This is a genomic window from Amycolatopsis sp. 195334CR (assembly GCF_017309385.1).
Taxonomy (GTDB): Bacteria; Actinomycetota; Actinomycetes; order Mycobacteriales; family Pseudonocardiaceae; genus Amycolatopsis.
Map to the genome: position 1 here is coordinate 2,794,247 of NZ_JAFJMJ010000002.1, position 16,746 is coordinate 2,810,992.

The window sequence follows — 16,746 nt, forward strand, 5'->3', positions numbered from 1 at the left end:
GTCAGGGCAAGCCGCGGGCGATGAGCTGCCGGGCGATCACGTTCTGCTGGATCTCGTTCGTGCCCTCACCGACGATCATCAGCGGGGCGTCCCGGAAGTACCGTTCCACGTCGAACTCGGTGGAGTAGCCGTAACCCCCGTGCACGCGGATCGCGTCGAGCGCCACTTCCATCGCGGTTTCCGAGCAGAACAGCTTCGCCATCCCGGCCTCCAGATCGGCGCGCTCGCCCGAGTCGTACCGGCGGGCGGCGTGCAGGAGCAGCTGCCGGGCGGCGGTGAGCTTGGTGCCCATGGTCGCGAGACGGTGACCGATCGCCTGGTGCTGCCAGATCGGCTTCCCGAACGACTCCCGCTCCTGCGCGTACCGCAGCGCGTCGTCGAAGGCGGCGCGGGCGACACCGGTGGCGCGGGCGGCGACCTGGATCCGCCCGATCTCCAGCCCGCGCATCATCTGCGCGAACCCCTCGCCCTCGGTTTCACCGAGCAACGCGCTCCGCGGCACACGGCAGTCCGCGAAGCTGATCTCGCAGCTTTCGACACCCTTGTACCCGAGCTTCGGCAGGTCCTTCGACACGGTGAAAACCTTCTCCACCAACAGGATGCTGATCCCGCGGTGGGCGGGCTCGGCCCCCGGATCGGTCTTGCACAGCAACGCCACCAAGCCCGCCCGGCGGGCGTTGCTGATCCACGTCTTGGTTCCGTTGACGACGTACTCACCGTCGGCCTTGACAGCGGTCGTGCGCAACGCCTGCAGATCCGACCCGCCGCCGGGTTCGGTCAGCGCCATGGTCGCGCGCAGTTCCCCGGTCGCCATCCGCGGCAGGTACCGCCGCTTCTGCTCCTCGGTACCGAAGGCGAGGAGCAACTCGGCCACCACCGTGTGCCCGCCCATCGCACCGGCCAGGCTCATCCAGCCGCGCGCCAGTTCTTCGGTGACCATCGCGTAGCACCGGGCCGAGACCCGCAGATCGCCGTACGGTTCCGGGATGACCAGCCCGAAGACGCCGAGCCGCTTCATCTGCTCGATCAGCTCCCCGGGATAGGTGTTCGCGTGTTCGAGCTCGCGCACGACCGGCCGCACGTCGCGGTCGACGAACGCGCGCACGGTGTCCACGATGGCCTGCTCGACATCCTCCAGCTGGTCCATGCCCCTCCTCGGCGGTGCGTCAGTGGCGCCGCGGCTGCCCCATCGCGAGCGGCGGCGTGTTGCCCGCCGTCGCCCCTTCGGTGAACTGCGGCGTCACCGCGAAGACGAACTCGTACACCCGGTCGTCGGCGGGCCCGTCGAGCACATAGGACTCCCCGATCCGGATCCCGTTGCGCATCAGCAGTTCCTGGTGCACCGGGAAGGCCGCGCCGTTGTCGTTGACCGGATTGCCCACCACCTCCAGCGCCCAGGTGTCGCTGCCGACCACGGCGGGCCGGAACTGGGCCAGCCAGCGGGCCTCCCGCAGGTAGATCCCGGGCAGCCCGGCCGGCCCCTCCCACCGGAGGACGTCCGCCGGGTCGCGGCGGGCGAGGAGCTGGTTCCAGCCGGTGCGGAACAGCACGACGTCACCGGGTGTGATCCGCTTGATCCCGCCGAAGTCCATCGCCTTCTTGATGTCCTCGACGGTGATCCGGTAGTTCTCCCGCAGCAGCGGCTTGCCGTTGCTCGCCGGTTCGGCGAGGTCGCCGGAGGCGCCTTCAGCAAGCTTCACCCCGAGAATGTCCAGTAGGACCCCGCGGGTGACGATCGGGCCCATGTGCTCGTTGCCGAGCTTGGTGGCGCCGTGGGCGGCGGCGAACTCGGGGCCGCGGAACCCGTTGTAGTAGTACTCGGCCGCACCGACGTGGCAGAGGTTGTCGAGCTGCGAGGCGATCTGGTAGGTGGTGGCCAGCGGTACCGGGTGCTGGGGCGACAGCTCCGCGGCGAACCGCTCCTCGTGGTAGCTGAGCTTGTTCGCCCCGAGCGGTTCGGTGGTCATCAGCACGCCGCCGGCGTCCAGGAACCCCGGCGGCGGCTCGTACCCGGCGATGGTGAGCCGCAGTTCGTGGATGCGGCGGGGATTGGTCTTGAACGCGGGGAAGCCGTTCCACATGAGTTCCCCGAGGTTGTAGGTCCGCACCGGTCTGCCCGGCTTGAGCACGCTCAGCGCCGACGCGGTCTTGCCGGGGGTCACCTCGTTGAACGCGCCTCGCTGGTCCCCCGCGCCGTACCGGCTCGGCGCCCAGTCGGCCAGGTTCGCCGGATCGGCGTAATCGAACGGCGTGTCGTCGAACCCGTCCGAGGCGGCGGGCGCGGCGGGGGCGCTCGCCGACGCCACTCCCGCGGACGAGGCGACCGCGACGGCCCCGGCGGCCCCGGCCAGCCGGAGCGTGGTCCGGCGGCTGGTGCTGTGCCGGGAAAGGTAGTTACGCAGAAGGTCGGGGTTCATCCGTGACTCCTTTGTCGTCTCCACTCCAGATAGCACACCGGCGGAAGATCGGACCAGGTGGCGGTTCCACTCGATCAGGTCGAGTCGCTAGGCTCCCGAGAAAGCGCTTTCCACCTGGGCGAAGGGGTTGATCATGCGCCGCGCGGTGATCCTGTTGGCCGGCTTGCTCGCCCTGGTCACCCCCGCCCACGCCGAGGTCCGCGGCCCCGGGGTGACCCTGCTGCGGGACACCCAGCTCGACGCGTCGGCGCTGTACTTCGTCTCCTACGACGGGCTGGTGAACAACCAGTCCTACCAATCGGAGGCGATCCTCAGCCACGCCGGCTACCAGTACGCCGCCTGGTACACCGCGAACCGCGCCGCCGTGGTCGCGCGTCGCAAGCTGCCCGCCGGCACGTGGGAGAAGGCGGTCCTGCCGCACGCGCTGACCGTCAACGACTCCCACAACGTCATCTCGCTCGGCATCTCCCCCGCCGACGGGCGCCTGCACGTGGCCATGGACGTGCACGACACCCCGGTGTTCTACGCCCGCTCCGAGGCGGGCCTGGTCTCCGCGCCCGCGTCGCGCACCTGGTCGGCGGACCGGTTCGGCCCGGTGCAGCGCACGCTCGACGGGGTGGACCTCGGCGGGATCAGCTACCCGCAGTTCGTCGTCACGCCCGAGAAGCGGCTCCAGCTGAGCTACCGCACCGGCCGTTCCGGCAACGGCACCAACGAACTCGCCGAGTACGACGGCACGACCTGGCGCAAGCTCGGCAAGTGGTCGTCGGCCACCGGCCCGTGGACCGCGCCGAACGGCGTCACCAGCACGACCCGCAACATGTACCTGCACGGCCTGACCTACGGCCAGGGCGGCAGGCTGCACGCCGCGTTCACCTGGCGCGAGGGGAATTCCGGGGTGCTGTGCCACCCGGGCGGACTGACCAACCACGACACCGGCTACGTCTACAGCGACGACCGGGGCCGCACCTGGCGCCGGAACACCGGGCAGGTCGCGGGAACCACCGGCGGCACGCCCGTCTCGGTGTCACCGGACCTCGTGGTGGACCCGCTCGACCCCGACCACGGCCTGATGAACCAGGAAAGCCAGGCCGTCGACCGGACCGGCGCCCCGCACGCGGTGATCAGCTACGTGCCCGGCCGGTTCACCCAGTGCGTCACCGGTTACGCGGCCGACCGCACCCGGTGGGGCCGCACCTTTCACGTGTTCCGCACCCCGGACGGGTCGTGGACCAAACGCGAGGTCCCCATCCAGCCGAACGCCACCGGGCGCACCCGCGCCGTGTTCGACCGCGACGACAACCTCTACCTGATCATGCCGTTCGCCCGGATCGTCACCGCCTCGAAGGCCAGCGGCTGGACCGATTGGACGCTGGTCTTCGACCGCCCCGGCATGAACGTCTTCGGCGAGGTCACCGTCGACCATTCCCGGGTGACTTCCGAGGGCGTGCTGTCGGTGCTCTACCAGCAGCGTTCCACCGGAACCACCCCGTCCCCGATCCGCGTCGCGGATTTCCAGCTGGGTTAGCCGTCACCGATTCGAAGGAGTACCGCATGGACAAGGTGTTCAGCCGCCGGGCCGCCCTGGTCGCCGGCGCGGGGGTCACCGCCGGTCTCGCGCTGCCGGTCACCGCGCACGCCGCCCCGCCCGGCAGCGGCACCCGGTTCGTGCTCGACGCGGACACGCTCGACGGCGGTGAGCAGGTCACGTCGCTGACCCTCGACACCTCGCGGCTCGGGCCGATCGACCCGGCGAGCCTGACCCCCGGCACGTTCGGCGTGCACGCGAAGGCCACCAGCCCGATCGACACCGGCGGCCAGAACGTGGGCTACGACCTCGACCGGGCGGTGACCGCGGCGCGGCTCGACCGGCGCGGGAACATCGTGCTCGAACTGAGCCACGCCGAGGGCCAGCCCGGCGGCGGCACCCTCGGTTACGTCGGCAGCAAGGGCCGCAACGTCCGGCTGGACCTCGTCTACACCATCACCCAGCACAGCCCGTTCCGCCTGCGGCACGGCAAGCCGGTCACGCTCACCCGGTTCACCCAGGGCAAGCTGGCCAATCCCGAGGTCGACGCCTTCACCCACCACGCCTCGCGGTCCGGCATGAAGTACCGGCTGTACTCCCCCGGGTCGCACCACGGCAGGCGGCCCTTGATCGTCTGGCTCCACGGCGGTGGTGAAGGCGCCTCCCTGCCCGACGGGTACTACGACAACGAGACCACGTTGCGCGCCAACCGGGGTGCGCTCGGCTTCGCCACCGAGGAAGCGCAGGAGATCTTCGGCGGCGCCTACGTCGTCGCGCCGCAGAGCACGTCCGCCTGGATGGACGACGGCCCCCGGTTCGCCCCGCTCATCCACGAGATCATCCGCGACGTGCTCCGCACGCGTCCCGTCGACCCGAACCGCGTGTACGTCGCCGGGTGCAGCAACGGCGGTTACATGAGCCTGAAGATGACCACGGTCTACCCGGCCGCCTTCGCCGCGTCGGTCCCGATCTGCGGGGTCGTCACCGCGCGGCGGGCGGGCGACCCGCCGCTGATCCCGGACCCCGAGCTCACCGCGATCAGCACGCCAACTTGGCTGGTCACCTCCCTCGACGACACCACGGTGGACCCGCGGGCCAACACCGTCCATGCGCACGAACTGATCCCCGGTTCCCTCGCCACCCTCTACGACCACGTCGTCTGGGACGGCCACCAGTTCCCCGGCCACTGGTCGTGGATCTACGTGGCCCACAACGACCCGAGCGCGAACGGCACCCGCCTGTGGCAGTGGATGGCGAAGCAACGCCGGTGATCACGCCGCGTGGACGGTCATCGGCAGCGAACGCCACGCCCGCAGGGTGTTGTTCAGGTGCGGGCGTGGCGGGCCGGTGAGTTCGAACCGCGCCACGCGGCGGGCCAGCGCGGTCAGCAGCGCCTCGGCTTCCAGGCGCGCCACGTGCTGGCCGACGCAGTGGTGAAGGCCCATGCCGAAGCCGACGTGCCCGGACGGGTCGCGGGTCAGGTCGAAGGTGTCCGGGTCCGGCCACCGGCGCGGATCCCGGTTCGCGGCGGCGAGGAACATCAGCACCTTGCGCCCGGCGGGGATCGGCACGCCGCCGACGGTCCGCTCGCTCGTCGTGGTGCGGAAGAACGTCTGCACCGGGGACTGCCACCGCACGGCCTCGTCGAACGCGATGCGGGCGAGCCCCGGCTGCTCGCGCACACGTTGCCACTGCTCGGGATTCGTGGCGAACGCGTACAGGACGGCGGCGAGCCCGTGGACCGTGGTGTCCACGCCCGCGGTGAGCAGTGAGCGGACCACCAGCGGTGCCTGCTCCGGGGTGATGTCGCCGTGGTCGGCCGCGGCCCAGATCCGCGCCCCGAAACCGTCCGGCGCGAGGGCTTCCCTGGCGCACTGCGCCGCGACCCAGCCCGACAGTTCCGGGACACGCGGTTCGCCCTTGGCGACGAGCGCGTTGCGCGGGCCGAACGCGTTGAAAGCGTGATCGCCGTAGGGCAACAGGTTCTCCCGGCCGTCCCGGCCGATTCCGACCGCGTCGGGGAACACCCGCAACGGGAACGCCTCGGCCAGCGCGGGCACCGCGTCCAGTTCGACTTGGGTGCCCGTGCCGGGCAGCAACTCCCCCACCAGCCGTTCGGCCTCGGCGAACCAGGATTCGCGCAGCCGCCCGAGCGCCCGCGGCCCGACGACCGAGGAGAGCACCGCGCGCGGGGCGTCGTGGTGGGGCGGGTCGGCTTCGAGCAGCAGGCTCGGTGGCCGCCAGGGTTCTTCGTCGCGGAAGTTCGCCAGGCCGACCCCGGAAGAGGACTCGAAGTGCTGCCAGTCGGCCAGCACCTCGCGCACCTCGGCGTACCGGGCCAGCGCGAACACGTCGTACTTCGGCAGGTGCACCACGGGTCCGGCGTCACGCAGCGCGGTGTGGACGCGGTGCGGGTCGGCGAGCACTTCCGGGGAGAACGGGTCGAGGAGGTTCACAGGTCCAGCACCAGCCGATCGGTGAGGGAACGCGAGACACACGGGAACATGCGATCACCGCGGCCGCGGTCGTCGGTGATCGAGTCGCGGTGGTCGGGCGCGCCCGCGAGCACCGCGGTCTCGCAGGTGCCGCAGGTTCCCGTACGACAGGAGGACAGCACGGGAACGCCCGCCGAGCGGACCGCGTCCAGCACCGACTGTCCTCTTGCGACGGTCACGCATCGTCCCGAGCGGCGCAGTTCGACGTCGAAGGGTTCGTTCCGCACCGGTTCGGGCAGGACGGCGGGCACGAAGCGCTCGGTGCGCAGCAGACCGGGCGGCCAGTCCGCGCACCGGGCCTCGACGGCGGCCAGCAGTGGTGCCGGACCACAGCAGTAGACCTTCACGTCGGCAGCGGGTTCCGGTAGCCAGGCGGCCAGGTCGAGCAGTCCGCGCTCGTCCTGCGGCACCACCGTGACCCGGTCGCCGTGGCAGGCCAGTTCGCCGGTGAAGGCCATCGACGCCCGGGTGCGCCCGCCGTACAGCAGGTGCCAGTCGGCGCCGACGAGCACGGCCTGGCGCACCATGGGCAGCATCGGGGTGATGCCGATCCCGCCGGCGATGAACAGGTACCGGCGGGCGGGCACCATCGGGAAGTTGTTCCGCGGCCCGCCGATCGCCACCCGGTCGCCGACCGCGAGGTGGTCGTGCACATAGGCCGATCCACCGCTGCCGGACGGCTCGCGCAGCACCCCGATCCGGTAGTGGTGGGCGTCCCAGCGGTCCCCGCAGAGCGAGTACTGGCGCGACAGTCCATTCGCGAGGACCACGTCGATGTGCGCGCCCGGGGTCCAGTCCGGCAGCCGGACGCCGTCCGGGTGGGCCAGCGTCACGGCCACGACGCCGTCGGACACGACGTCCTTCGCGCGGACCTGGAGTTCGAGCCGTTCCGCCATGGGCGCTCCTCGTTCCGGGAATCCCGTGAGGATCGGCGACCCGCGGCGGCGGCCACCACCCGATTCTCGCTCAGCGAGAAAGCGCGGCCCGGATCCGCTGGATGCCCAGCGCGGCGGTCGACAACGCGGGCACGGCCCGGCGCGCCGCGCCGTCGTTCGGCACCACCACGCCGAGCGCGGCGTCCACCACCCCGTCGGCGTCGCGCACCGGGACCGCCACGCCGGTCGCGTCGGGGTGGATGTGCCCGGGGCAGACGACCGCGCCCGTGCGCCGGATCTCGGCCAGCACGCGCCGCAGCCGCCGGGGTTCGGTGATCGTGTGTTCGGTGTAGGGCCGCAGCCGTCCGCCGAGCACCTCGTCCTGGACCTCGGCCGGGGAGAAAGCCAGCAGCACCAACCCGGCCGACGAGGCGTGCAGCGGCAGCCGCCCGGCCACCCGCGTCACGTTCACCACGGCTCCCGGCGCGGACAACCGCTCCACGAAAAGAACTTCCCTGCCCTCGCGCAAACCCAGCTGGACGTGGTGGCCGACGACACCGTGCACGTCCTCCATGAACGGCATCGCCGCCTGCCGCAACCCCAGTGTCGGCGCCGCCCGCGACGCGACCTCCCACAGGCGGACGCCCACGCGGACCCGGCGATCCTCCTGCCGTTCCAGCCAGCCTGACCGCACCAGCTGCTCGACCAGCCGGGAGACCGTCGGCACGGGCAACCCCGTCCGCCGCGCGATCTCCGAGACGCCGAGCGCCCGCTCCTCCGGCGCGAACGCCTCGACGATCCGCGTCACCCGTGACACCAGCGATTCGCCGGCTCCGTCCCCCATGGGTCAGCCGTCGGCCGCGGTGAGTGCCGCGGCCGCCCGGACCACCAGGTCCCGGAAGTACCGGTGTTCGGGATCGTTGTCGTACATGGGATGCCACCACAGCGCTTCCACCAGCGGCCCGGCCTCGAACGGGCAAGGCAGCGCCCGCACGCCGAGTTCGGCGGGAATCCGCGCGGCGAGCCGACGTTGCAGCAGCGCCACCCGGTTCGAACCGCTGACGAGGGCGGGAACGCCGAGAAAGGTCTCGGTGACGACCTGCACGCGGGGTTCGATGCCGAGCATGCGCATCTGCCGCGCGGCCGGGGTCGACGCGGTCGGGCCGTGGTAGGTGACCACCCACGGCAACGTCTCCAGCTGCCGGACGGTCAGCTCGGCGCCGACCTCCTCGTTGTCCGCCGAGACCAGGCAGACCCAGTCGTCGAGGTAGAGGTCCTGGTGCGGCAGGTCGGTGACGAACCCGTGCGGGAGCAGCAAAAGGTCGATGTTCGTCAGCACCTGCGCACCCGCGTCTACCACCTCGGGCACGCTGGCGATGAACTTCAGCCGCGCGCCCGGCGCTTCCGCGGCGAGCAGTTCGACGATGGCCGGGGCGAGCACGGCCACGCCGTAGTCACTGATCACCATGGAGAACTCGCGTGCCGACGTGGCGGGCGTGAAGTCGGGTTCGGCGGCGAAAACCCGTTCCACGCCGGTGATCGCCACGCGCACGCGTTCCTTGAGCTGGGCGGCGAGCGGGGTCAGCCGGTAGGAGTTGCCGACCCGGACCAGCAGCTCGTCGCCGAAGTAGCGGCGCAACTTGGCCAGGTGGGCCGACACCGCGGGCTGGCTCAGGCCCATCTGCTCGGCGGCCCGGCTGACGCTGCGCTGCGCCAGCAACGCGTCGAGCGCCACGAGCAGGTTGAGGTCGAGGCGGGCGAGTTTCACCCGGCGAGGCTACATCCACCGGACTGATATCGCCTATCACCGAATTCGTCTTCCCTGATACCGCCGCGGTGCTCGAACCTGGTGGTGTCGCTCAAGGAGGTACGACCGTGCTGGACCGGACCGATCCCGAGGGAGCCATCGCCGCCGCGGCGAAGCGCTGTTCGAACTGGGGCCGCTGGGGTGCCGACGACGTGCTCGGCACGCTGAACTTCCTCGATGAAGCCAACCGGCGCGAGGGCGCCGCGCTGGTGCGCCGCGGTAGCAGTTTCTCGCTGGCGCAGTCGTTCGACATGAACGGCCCGCAGAAGGGCTGGCGGCGCCGGACGAACCCGGTGCACACGATGCTGGACACCGGAACCGACGCCGAGCGCGGCACCCAGGGCTTCCCGCACGGGCTCGGCGGTGCCGACGACGTCGTCTTCATGCCGTTGCAGGCTTCGACGCAGTGGGACGGGCTCGGGCACATCTTCGATCACGGCCTGGCCTACAACGGCCGCCGCGCGGGCGAGGTCGTCACCAGCGAGGGCGACCAGGTGACCGGCATCGAGACGGCCGCCGCGGTGATCGCCGGTCGTGGCGTGCTGCTGGATGTGGGACGCGCGGTCGGCGACGACGGTGAGTTGCCGGACGGGTTCGCCATCACCGAGGAACACCTGGAACGCACCATCGCCGCGCAGGGCGAATCCGCCCGCGTGGGCCGCGGCGACCTGGTGTGTGTCCGAACCGGACGGTTGGCGCGGGCCCGCCGCGAAGGCTGGGGCGACTACGCGGGTGGTGCCTCGCCGGGCCTGTCGTTCACCACCGCGGACTGGCTGCACCGCACCGAAATCGCCGGGATCGCCACCGACACCTGGGGGTTCGAGGTGCGGCCCAACGAGTTCGAGCACGCGTTCCAGCCGCTGCACCAGGTCGTCATCCCGCACCTCGGGCTGTTCGTCGGCGAGATGTGGGACCTCGACGCGCTGGCCGCGGACTGCGTGGCGGACGGGGTGTGGGAGTTCTTCCTCGTCGCCGCCCCGCTGCCGGTCACCGGCGCGGTCGGCAGCCCGGTCAACCCCCTCGCGATCAAGTGAACGTCCACAACGGAGGCCCCGTGCCCCTCGACAGCGTGCTGGTGACCGGTACCGGCCTGGCCGGTACCGCCACCGCCATCCTGCTCGCGTCGCGTGGCGTGGCGGTGGACCTGGTGGAGGTCGATCCCGGGGTGACCGCCCTCGGCTCCGGCATCACTCTGCAGGGCAACGCCTTGCGGGTGCTGCGCGACCTCGGCGTGTGGGACCGGGTGCGGGCCGAGGGCTTCGCCTTCGACGACCTGGGCCTGCGCGCACCGGACGGCACCCTGCTGGCGGAGATCCCGGACGCGCGCACCGGCGGCCCCGGCCTGCCCGCCACGCTCGGCATGCCGCGGCCCGCACTGGCACGGATCCTCACCTCCCGCGCGCGGGAGGCGGGCGCGAAGATCCGGTACGGCGTGGCCGCGACCGGGCTGCACCAGGACGGCACCGGCGCGGACGTGTCCTTTTCGGACGGTGGGACGAGCCGGTACGACCTGGTCGTCGGGGCGGACGGCATCCGCTCGGCGACCCGCCGCCTGGTCGGCATCGAGGTGGAACCCCGGCCCACCGGCATGGGTATCTGGCGTGCGTTCGGGCCGCGACCGGCTTCGGTCACCCGTACCGACCTGGTCTACGGCGGCCCGTGTCACATCGCCGGTTACTGCCCCACCGGGGAGGATTCGCTCTACGCCTACCTCGTGGAGGACGCGCGGGACCGCGGTGGGCTCACTCCCGCGCAGCGGCTGGCGGTGATGCGGGAGCTGGCGTCGGGTTACCACGGGCCGTGGGACGAAATCCGCGAGACGCTCCTCGACCCGGACCGGGTGAACTACACGCGGTTCGAGACGCACGTGCTGCCACCGCCGTGGCACCGCGGCCGCGTTGTGCTCATCGGCGACGCCGCGCACTCGTGCCCGCCCACCCTCGCCCAGGGCGGCGCCCAGGCACTGGAGGATGCCGCCGTCCTCGCCGAGCTCCTGCTCGACACCGGCTCCGTCACCGAGGAACTGCTGAGCGCGTTCACCGCCCGCCGCTTCGACCGGGCCAGAACCGTCGTCGAAGCCTCCAACCAGCTCGGCCAGTGGCTGCTCGACCGTGAGCAGGGTGACGTACCCGGCCTCATGGGCCGCGTCGCCGCACTGGTCTCCCACCCCGCCTGATCACGAAGGGCAAGCTGATGACCGATCGGTTGATCACCCATCTGCGGCACGTCGACCTGGCCGTGCCCGACCACCGCAAGCAGCTCGAGTTCTACACCGGCACCTGGGGCCTGCAGACCGAGCACACCGACGGCGGGCTGTCCTTCCTGGCCGCCGAGGGCTCGCCCGAGCAGTACGTGGTCCGGCTGCGCCAGGCCGAGGACAAGCGCATCGACCTGATCGCCTTCGGCGCCGCCACGCCGTCCGATGTGGACACACTGGCCGGACGGCTGGCGACCGGCGGCGTGCGGCTGGTCAGCGAACCCGGCACGCTGGCGACGCCGGGTGGTGGTTACGGCTTCCGGTTCTTCGACAACGAGGGCCGCACGATCGAGATCAGCGCGGACGTGGCCACCCGCGACCACCGCAGGATCGAGGCGGGCGAATCGATCCCGGTGCGCCTGTCCCACGTGGTGGTCAACTCCGCCGAGCCCGAGCAGACGCGCGCGTTCTACGAGCGGCACCTCGGGTTCCGGCTGTCGGACACGCTGATGCACCCGCACCGGGGCGAGATGATGTACTTCCTGCGGATCAACGCCTGGCACCACAGCCTGGCCATCGCCCGCTGCCCGCACCCGTCGCTGCACCACGTGTCGTTCGAACTGCGCGGCCTGGACGAGTACCTGCGCGGCACCGGCAGGCTGCTGCGCGCCGGGGTGGAGAAGATCTGGGGTCCCGGCAGGCACCTGGCGGGGAACAACACCTTCAGCTACTTCCTCGACCCGCACGGGAACACCCTCGAATACACCACCGAACTCGAACTGGTCGACGAGGACACCTGGCACCCGAACCTGCACGACTTCACCCGGCCCGAGGTGTCCGACCAGTGGGGCACGGCGAACGCGATGAACGAGTTCGTCGCCTCCCGGTCGTTCAACGATCCCGACCGGGGCCTCTTCGTGCCCCCGCCGGTGTGATCGCCATGCGGTTCGCCACCTACGAACACCACGGCACCACCGGCGCGGGCGTCGCGACCGACGACGGGATCCACCCGCTTCCCGCGCGCACCACCGTGCTCGACCTCGTCCGTGCCGGGCTTCCCGCCGCCCTCGACGCGGGTAGAGCCGTCCTCAATGGACAAGCGGTACCACTGGCCGAGGTCCGGCTGCTGCCGCCGTTGGATCCGCCGTCCGTGCGGGACTTCGTCGCCTTCGAGGAACACGTCGAGGGGGTCGTCGCCAGCGTCGGTGACGGCGGCGATGTCGTGCCGGAGTGGTACGAGGCGCCGACGTTCTACTTCACCAGCCCGCACGCGCTGATCGGCGCCCACGACGACGTCCCGATCCCGCCGGGTTCGCGGTTGTTCGACTTCGAACTGGAGGTCGCCGCGGTGGTGGGCCGCGACGGTTCCTCGCTGACGCCGGAGCAGGCCCGAGACGCCCTCTTCGGGTACACGATCTTCAACGACTGGTCCGCCCGTGACCTCCAGCGGCGCGAGATGAAGGTCCAGCTCGGTCCGGCCAAGGGCAAGGACTCCGCCACGACGCTCGGCCCGTGGCTGGTCACGGCCGACGAGTTGGAGCCCTTCCGCGACGACGACGGCTTCCTCGCCCTCGATCTGCGCGTCCTCGTCAACGGCGAACTCGTGGGCCAGGACCTGCTGTCCAACATGGGCTGGCCGTTCGAGGAACTCCTCGCCTACGCCAGCCGCGGCACCCGGGTCCGCGCCGGGGACGTGCTCGGTTCCGGCACCTGCGGCAACGGCGGCTGCCTCGCCGAACTCTGGGGCAGACGCGGGGCGCAGGACCCGCCACCGCTGCGGCCCGGCGACGTCGTGGAGATGACCGTCGAAGGGATCGGCACCCTCCGCAACACCGTCGTCGCCGGTCCCGAACTGCCCCCGGTCCGCCCAGCCCGCGCCCGCTCCCGCGTGCGCGTCAGGAAAGGATGATCCGTGTTCGAGTACTTCCCCGGCAACTACGTCTGGAACCTGGGCGTGGTCGCGACCCTCAACAGCGGCGGGCTCATCGACGAGGTGGACCGCGCGTGCCGTCCCATCCGCGAGATCGCCGCGCGTGGTGAGGACGCGGGCACCCCGGACTTCCTGCGGGCCTGGACCGCGCTGACCGACCAGCTCGCCGCGCGGGCCGAAGAAGCCGAGCGGGCCGGGCACCACCGTACGGCCGGGAAGTTGTACCAGCGCGCGACCAACTACCTCTGCCAGGCCGAGCGTTTGCAGAGCGCCTCGCACCCGGACCGCCTCGCCACCTATCGCCGGGTGCTCGAACTGCAGCAGAAGTCCTTCGACAACGGCGATCCGCACACCACCCGGGTCGCGATCCCTTTCGAGGGCACGAGTTTGCCCGCGTACTTCACCCGGAGCCCGGCCGCCGGGCCGGTGCTGATCATGTGGAACGGCCTGGACTCCACCAAGGAGCACATCTACGCCTCGGGGGTGGGCGAGGAACTCGCCGCGCGCGGGATCTCCACCCTCATGGTCGACACCCCGGGCAGCGGTGAGGCCCTGCGGCTCGGTGGTTTGACCGCGCGCATCGAGACCGAGGGCTGGGCCGCCGCCTGCGTGGACTACCTGGAGACCCGCGACGACGTCGACCCCGCCCGGATCGGTTTGGCCGGATGGTCGCTGGGTGGCTATTACGCGCCGCGTGCCGCCGCGTTCGAGAAGCGCCTCGCGCTCGTGGTCGCGTGGGGCGCGAACCACAACTGGGGCGCGGTGCAGCGCCGCCGCGTCGAGCGTGAGGGCGAACGCCCCGTGCCGCACTACTGGGAACACGTCCGGTGGGTCTGGGGGTTCGACGACCTCGACGCCTTCCTCGACTACGCCGACGGCGTCCACCTCGACGGCGTCGTCGAGAAGATCACCGTCCCCTTCCTCATCTGCCACGGCGAAGGCGACCGCCAGATCCCGCTGGAGTACGCGCACCGCTCCTACGACCAGGCCGTCCACAGCCCGGCTCGCGAACTGCGGATCTTCACCGCCGAGGAGGGCGGCACCGAGCACATCGGCCTGGACCACTTCCCGTACGTCCGCGACTTCATCACCGACTGGGTTGCGGACACCTTCCACGCGCTCGCCGGGTCGTCCAGCTCAAGGTGAACGTGGCCGTCCCTGCGCCGTCAGTTCGGTGACCGCTACGGCGGGCTGATCGCGGTGAGCAGGCGGGCGAGCTTCCACGGCCGTGGCCCCCAGGCGGCGAGTTTCCCGGCGAGCAACGGTTTCCCGATGCTCTGCCGTCCGATGAACACCAGCATGAGCGCGGCGGGATCGGCGGAAAGGCAGGCGTCGACGGCACCGGAGTAGTTCTCGTCGAGCGTGAGCGAACCGCGGTCGAAGACCATGGTGGTGCGGCCGCCGCCGCGCAGGCGCACGTCGAAGCGGGCGCGGAAGGACCCGGCCTTTTCCTGGTCCACGAACGCGGTGGGCGGCAGGGCCGTGATCAGCGGGAGCACCCCGCCTTCGACGGCGAGCAGCGCGTGGTCCCGCCGGATCGGCCACGGGCGGCCGGTGGCACTGGCGAGGTCGTGGCCGTGGATGAGGCATTCCTCGAGCAGGTGCGCGGCGACCACCGACGACGGCAGGCGCAGACCTTGCAGCCACTCGACGGTGTCCGCTCGCGAGGGCGACGCGACGTCGTCGAACTCAGCGGTGCCCGCTCGCGACGCGACATCGTCGAACTCAGCGGTGCCCGCTCGCGACGCGACATCGTCGAACTCGGTGGCGAGCGCGCTCAGGCGATCCGCGAGTGCGGCCGGGTCCCGTTCCCCGTCGTCGGCCAGGAGTTTGGCGTTGACCTCGGCCATGCCCGCCGCAGTCACCGTGGCGTCCGGCACCGGATTCCCGGCGATGGCGTCGATGTCGAAGCGGAAGACGTGGGACAGGTGGGCCGCGACCTCGCTCGTCGTCCACGTGCCGACCGAAACCGGGTCGGCCTCTCCCAGGTTCCGCACGAGTGCGACGAGGCCGGGCACGACCTCCCGCAACGCCGTCCGGACCGGAGTCAGGTGCACTGCGTCCTCCTCTCGGCTGCGGGGCATGACATTGTCAGGTTCGCTTGAGATTGTAAAGTGGACGGTATGAGTCGAAGCTACGGCCAGTACTGCGGGCTCGCCCGCGCCCTCGACGTGGTGGGCGACCGGTGGAACCTGCTCATCGTGCGTCAGCTCCTCATCGCGCCCGCCCGCTACCGCGAACTGCACGACGGGCTCCCCGGCATGGCCACCAACCTGCTCGCCGACCGGCTCCGCGACCTCGAAGCCGCCGGGGTGGTCGAACGACGCCTGGCCGAGGAGGGCAACGCCGTCGTCTACGCGCTCACGCCGTGGGGCGCCGGACTGCGGGAGCCGATCGAGGGCCTCGTCCGCTGGTCCACCCCGCTCATGGTCAGCGGGCCCGGCGGTGACCGCTTCCAGGCGGGCTGGCTCGTCGTCGCCCTCCGGGCCCTGCTGACCGGCAAGCCGGGCACACGCCGGTCGTCGACGGTGGGGATCGAGGTGGACGGCCAGCTGTTCCAGCTCCGGGCGACGCGTTCGGGCATCGAGGTGAGCCCGCGGGACGGGCGCGACCTCGACGCCGTCGTACGCGCCGACGCCGCGATCGTGCTCGGCCTCGCCGCGGGCGCGCTAGCCCTGGACGACGCGCGCGCCCTCGTCGAGATCGAGGGCGACGAGGCCGTCGTACGAGCCGTCTTCGCCGCGCGCGACCCCCAGCTCACCGGCCGATGAGCTGGGTGGCGACGTCGTCGATGTCCACCGCGGTCAGACCGGGCGCGTCGGCGGCGGGCAGCGGGAAGCGCTGGTCCCGCGACACAAACGCCGTGCCGAGACCGGCGGCCGCGGCTCCGGTGATGTCCCAGCCGTGGGCGGCGATCAGGACGGCGTCGGCCGGGGCGACCTGCTCGGTCCGCAGCACCAGCCGGTAGGGCTCCGGGGCCGGCTTGAGCCGCCCGGCCTCATCGGCGGAGTAGACGGCGTCGAACAGCGGGCGCAGGCCGGCGTTGCGCAGTTGCGCCTCGGCCACCTCGGACACGGAGTTCGTCAAGGCGACCACCCCGAAGCCGGCGGCACGCAGGCGGGTGATCGCGTCGCCCACCTCGGGGTGGGCCGGGAGGGTGCGCAGGCGTTCCCCGAGTTCGCGCTGGTGCTCGGGCGTGGCCGTGCGACCACGGGCCGCGGCGATCGGCGGCAGGCACGCGGCGGCGATCTGGCCGAACGGGCGGTAACCACCGGCGGCGGTGAGCGTCAGCGCGTTGTGGATCATCAGGTCGAACCAGTCCCGGCGAGCCGCCGGGTCGCCGGTGACACCGTCGAAGAACTCGTCGAGCGCGGCCAGGTCGAGCAGCGTCTCGTTGACGTCGAACACGCACAGCACGGAAGCCTCCATAGGTACGATGAATGTCGTACCAGCAAGGTACGATAGTCGTCGTACCCTTGTCGAGGAGGCTCTGGTGG

The 16,746-nt window shown here is 71.4% G+C and carries 16 protein-coding genes; 8 read left to right on the plus strand and 8 right to left on the minus strand.

Translation table 11 applies throughout. From position 1 onward, the window contains the following. Position 1 precedes the first annotated feature (1 nt). Together JYK18_RS35835 and JYK18_RS35840 are read right to left on the minus strand one after the other, a co-directional pair. The gene (locus JYK18_RS35835; RefSeq protein ID WP_206807839.1) at positions 2 to 1,147 is read right to left on the minus strand and encodes an acyl-CoA dehydrogenase family protein; all 1,146 of its coding nucleotides are present in this window, start codon (positions 1,145 to 1,147) and stop codon (positions 2 to 4) included. Positions 1,148 to 1,166: 19 nt separating this feature from the next. Next, a complete protein-coding gene (locus tag JYK18_RS35840) occupies positions 1,167 to 2,417 on the minus strand; it encodes a cyclase family protein (protein ID WP_206807840.1) in 1,251 nt (416 codons plus the stop codon). Between the two features lie 133 nt (positions 2,418 to 2,550). On the opposite strand from JYK18_RS35840, the gene JYK18_RS35845 reads away from it, so the two are divergent. Further along, entirely contained in the window at positions 2,551 to 3,945 is a 1,395-nt protein-coding gene (locus JYK18_RS35845; RefSeq protein WP_206807841.1) for a BNR repeat-containing protein, read from the plus strand. Between the two features lie 26 nt (positions 3,946 to 3,971). Continuing rightward, positions 3,972 to 5,216 (plus strand): prolyl oligopeptidase family serine peptidase, encoded by a 1,245-nt coding sequence (locus JYK18_RS35850; protein ID WP_206807842.1) that lies wholly within the window; start codon positions 3,972 to 3,974, stop codon positions 5,214 to 5,216. Here JYK18_RS35850 and JYK18_RS35855 read toward each other — a convergent pair whose 3' ends face one another. From JYK18_RS35855 to JYK18_RS35870, 4 genes are all read right to left on the minus strand, one after another. Continuing rightward, a complete protein-coding gene (locus JYK18_RS35855) occupies positions 5,217 to 6,401 on the minus strand; it encodes a cytochrome P450 (RefSeq protein WP_206807843.1) in 1,185 nt (394 codons plus the stop codon). Beyond that, positions 6,398 to 7,336, minus strand: a complete 939-nt coding sequence (locus JYK18_RS35860) for a PDR/VanB family oxidoreductase (protein WP_206807844.1) — start codon at positions 7,334 to 7,336, stop codon at positions 6,398 to 6,400. Before JYK18_RS35860 ends, JYK18_RS35855 begins: the two co-directional genes overlap by 4 nt. Positions 7,337 to 7,406: 70 nt before the next feature. Next, positions 7,407 to 8,159: an IclR family transcriptional regulator gene (locus JYK18_RS35865; protein WP_206807845.1), complete on the minus strand. Its 753-nt coding sequence runs from the start codon at positions 8,157 to 8,159 to the stop codon at positions 7,407 to 7,409. A gap of 3 nt (positions 8,160 to 8,162) precedes the next feature. Beyond that, positions 8,163 to 9,083, minus strand: coding sequence for a LysR family transcriptional regulator (locus tag JYK18_RS35870; RefSeq protein ID WP_206807846.1), 921 nt, complete (start codon positions 9,081 to 9,083; stop codon positions 8,163 to 8,165). 107 nt (positions 9,084 to 9,190) lie between these two features. Between JYK18_RS35870 and JYK18_RS35875 the strand changes: the two genes are divergently transcribed. The 5 genes from JYK18_RS35875 to JYK18_RS35895 are packed head-to-tail and all read left to right on the plus strand — an operon-like array spanning position 9,191 to position 14,395. Continuing rightward, positions 9,191 to 10,156 carry a cyclase family protein gene (locus JYK18_RS35875; protein WP_307796199.1) on the plus strand — a complete coding sequence of 322 codons (966 nt, stop codon included), beginning with the start codon at positions 9,191 to 9,193 and terminating at the stop codon, positions 10,154 to 10,156. Positions 10,157 to 10,176: 20 nt separating this feature from the next. Beyond that, positions 10,177 to 11,298, plus strand: a complete 1,122-nt coding sequence (locus tag JYK18_RS35880; protein WP_206807847.1) for an FAD-dependent oxidoreductase — start codon at positions 10,177 to 10,179, stop codon at positions 11,296 to 11,298. Between the two features lie 17 nt (positions 11,299 to 11,315). Continuing rightward, the gene (locus JYK18_RS35885) at positions 11,316 to 12,254 is read left to right on the plus strand and encodes a VOC family protein (RefSeq protein ID WP_206807848.1); all 939 of its coding nucleotides are present in this window, start codon (positions 11,316 to 11,318) and stop codon (positions 12,252 to 12,254) included. 5 nt (positions 12,255 to 12,259) lie between these two features. Beyond that, positions 12,260 to 13,228: a fumarylacetoacetate hydrolase family protein gene (locus JYK18_RS35890; RefSeq protein WP_206807849.1), complete on the plus strand. Its 969-nt coding sequence runs from the start codon at positions 12,260 to 12,262 to the stop codon at positions 13,226 to 13,228. Positions 13,229 to 13,231: 3 nt separating this feature from the next. Continuing rightward, positions 13,232 to 14,395, plus strand: a complete 1,164-nt coding sequence (locus JYK18_RS35895; protein ID WP_206807850.1) for a S9 family peptidase — start codon at positions 13,232 to 13,234, stop codon at positions 14,393 to 14,395. Between the two features lie 35 nt (positions 14,396 to 14,430). On the opposite strand, the gene JYK18_RS35900 is transcribed toward JYK18_RS35895, so the two are convergent. Then, entirely contained in the window at positions 14,431 to 15,306 is an 876-nt protein-coding gene (locus JYK18_RS35900; RefSeq protein ID WP_206807851.1) for a hypothetical protein, read from the minus strand. 66 nt (positions 15,307 to 15,372) lie between these two features. Here JYK18_RS35900 and JYK18_RS35905 point away from each other — a divergent pair, with 66 nt between their 5' ends. Beyond that, positions 15,373 to 16,020, plus strand: a complete 648-nt coding sequence (locus JYK18_RS35905) for a helix-turn-helix domain-containing protein (protein ID WP_206807852.1) — start codon at positions 15,373 to 15,375, stop codon at positions 16,018 to 16,020. On the opposite strand, the gene JYK18_RS35910 is transcribed toward JYK18_RS35905, so the two are convergent. Beyond that, positions 16,007 to 16,666: a haloacid dehalogenase type II gene (locus JYK18_RS35910; RefSeq protein ID WP_206808322.1), complete on the minus strand. Its 660-nt coding sequence runs from the start codon at positions 16,664 to 16,666 to the stop codon at positions 16,007 to 16,009. The genes JYK18_RS35905 and JYK18_RS35910 overlap by 14 nt on opposite strands. Positions 16,667 to 16,746 lie beyond the last annotated feature (80 nt).

Coding starts and splice junctions, on each gene's coding strand:
- JYK18_RS35835 (WP_206807839.1), bottom strand. CDS start 1,147: ATGGACCAGCTGGAGGATGTCGAGCAGGCCATCGTGGACACCGTGCGC.
- JYK18_RS35885 (WP_206807848.1), top strand. CDS start 11,316: ATGACCGATCGGTTGATCACCCATCTGCGGCACGTCGACCTGGCCGTG.
- JYK18_RS35865 (WP_206807845.1), bottom strand. CDS start 8,159: ATGGGGGACGGAGCCGGCGAATCGCTGGTGTCACGGGTGACGCGGATC.
- JYK18_RS35850 (WP_206807842.1), top strand. CDS start 3,972: ATGGACAAGGTGTTCAGCCGCCGGGCCGCCCTGGTCGCCGGCGCGGGG.
- JYK18_RS35905 (WP_206807852.1), top strand. CDS start 15,373: ATGAGTCGAAGCTACGGCCAGTACTGCGGGCTCGCCCGCGCCCTCGAC.
- JYK18_RS35840 (WP_206807840.1), bottom strand. CDS start 2,417: ATGAACCCCGACCTTCTGCGTAACTACCTTTCCCGGCACAGCACCAGC.
- JYK18_RS35890 (WP_206807849.1), top strand. CDS start 12,260: ATGCGGTTCGCCACCTACGAACACCACGGCACCACCGGCGCGGGCGTC.
- JYK18_RS35860 (WP_206807844.1), bottom strand. CDS start 7,336: ATGGCGGAACGGCTCGAACTCCAGGTCCGCGCGAAGGACGTCGTGTCC.
- JYK18_RS35845 (WP_206807841.1), top strand. CDS start 2,551: ATGCGCCGCGCGGTGATCCTGTTGGCCGGCTTGCTCGCCCTGGTCACC.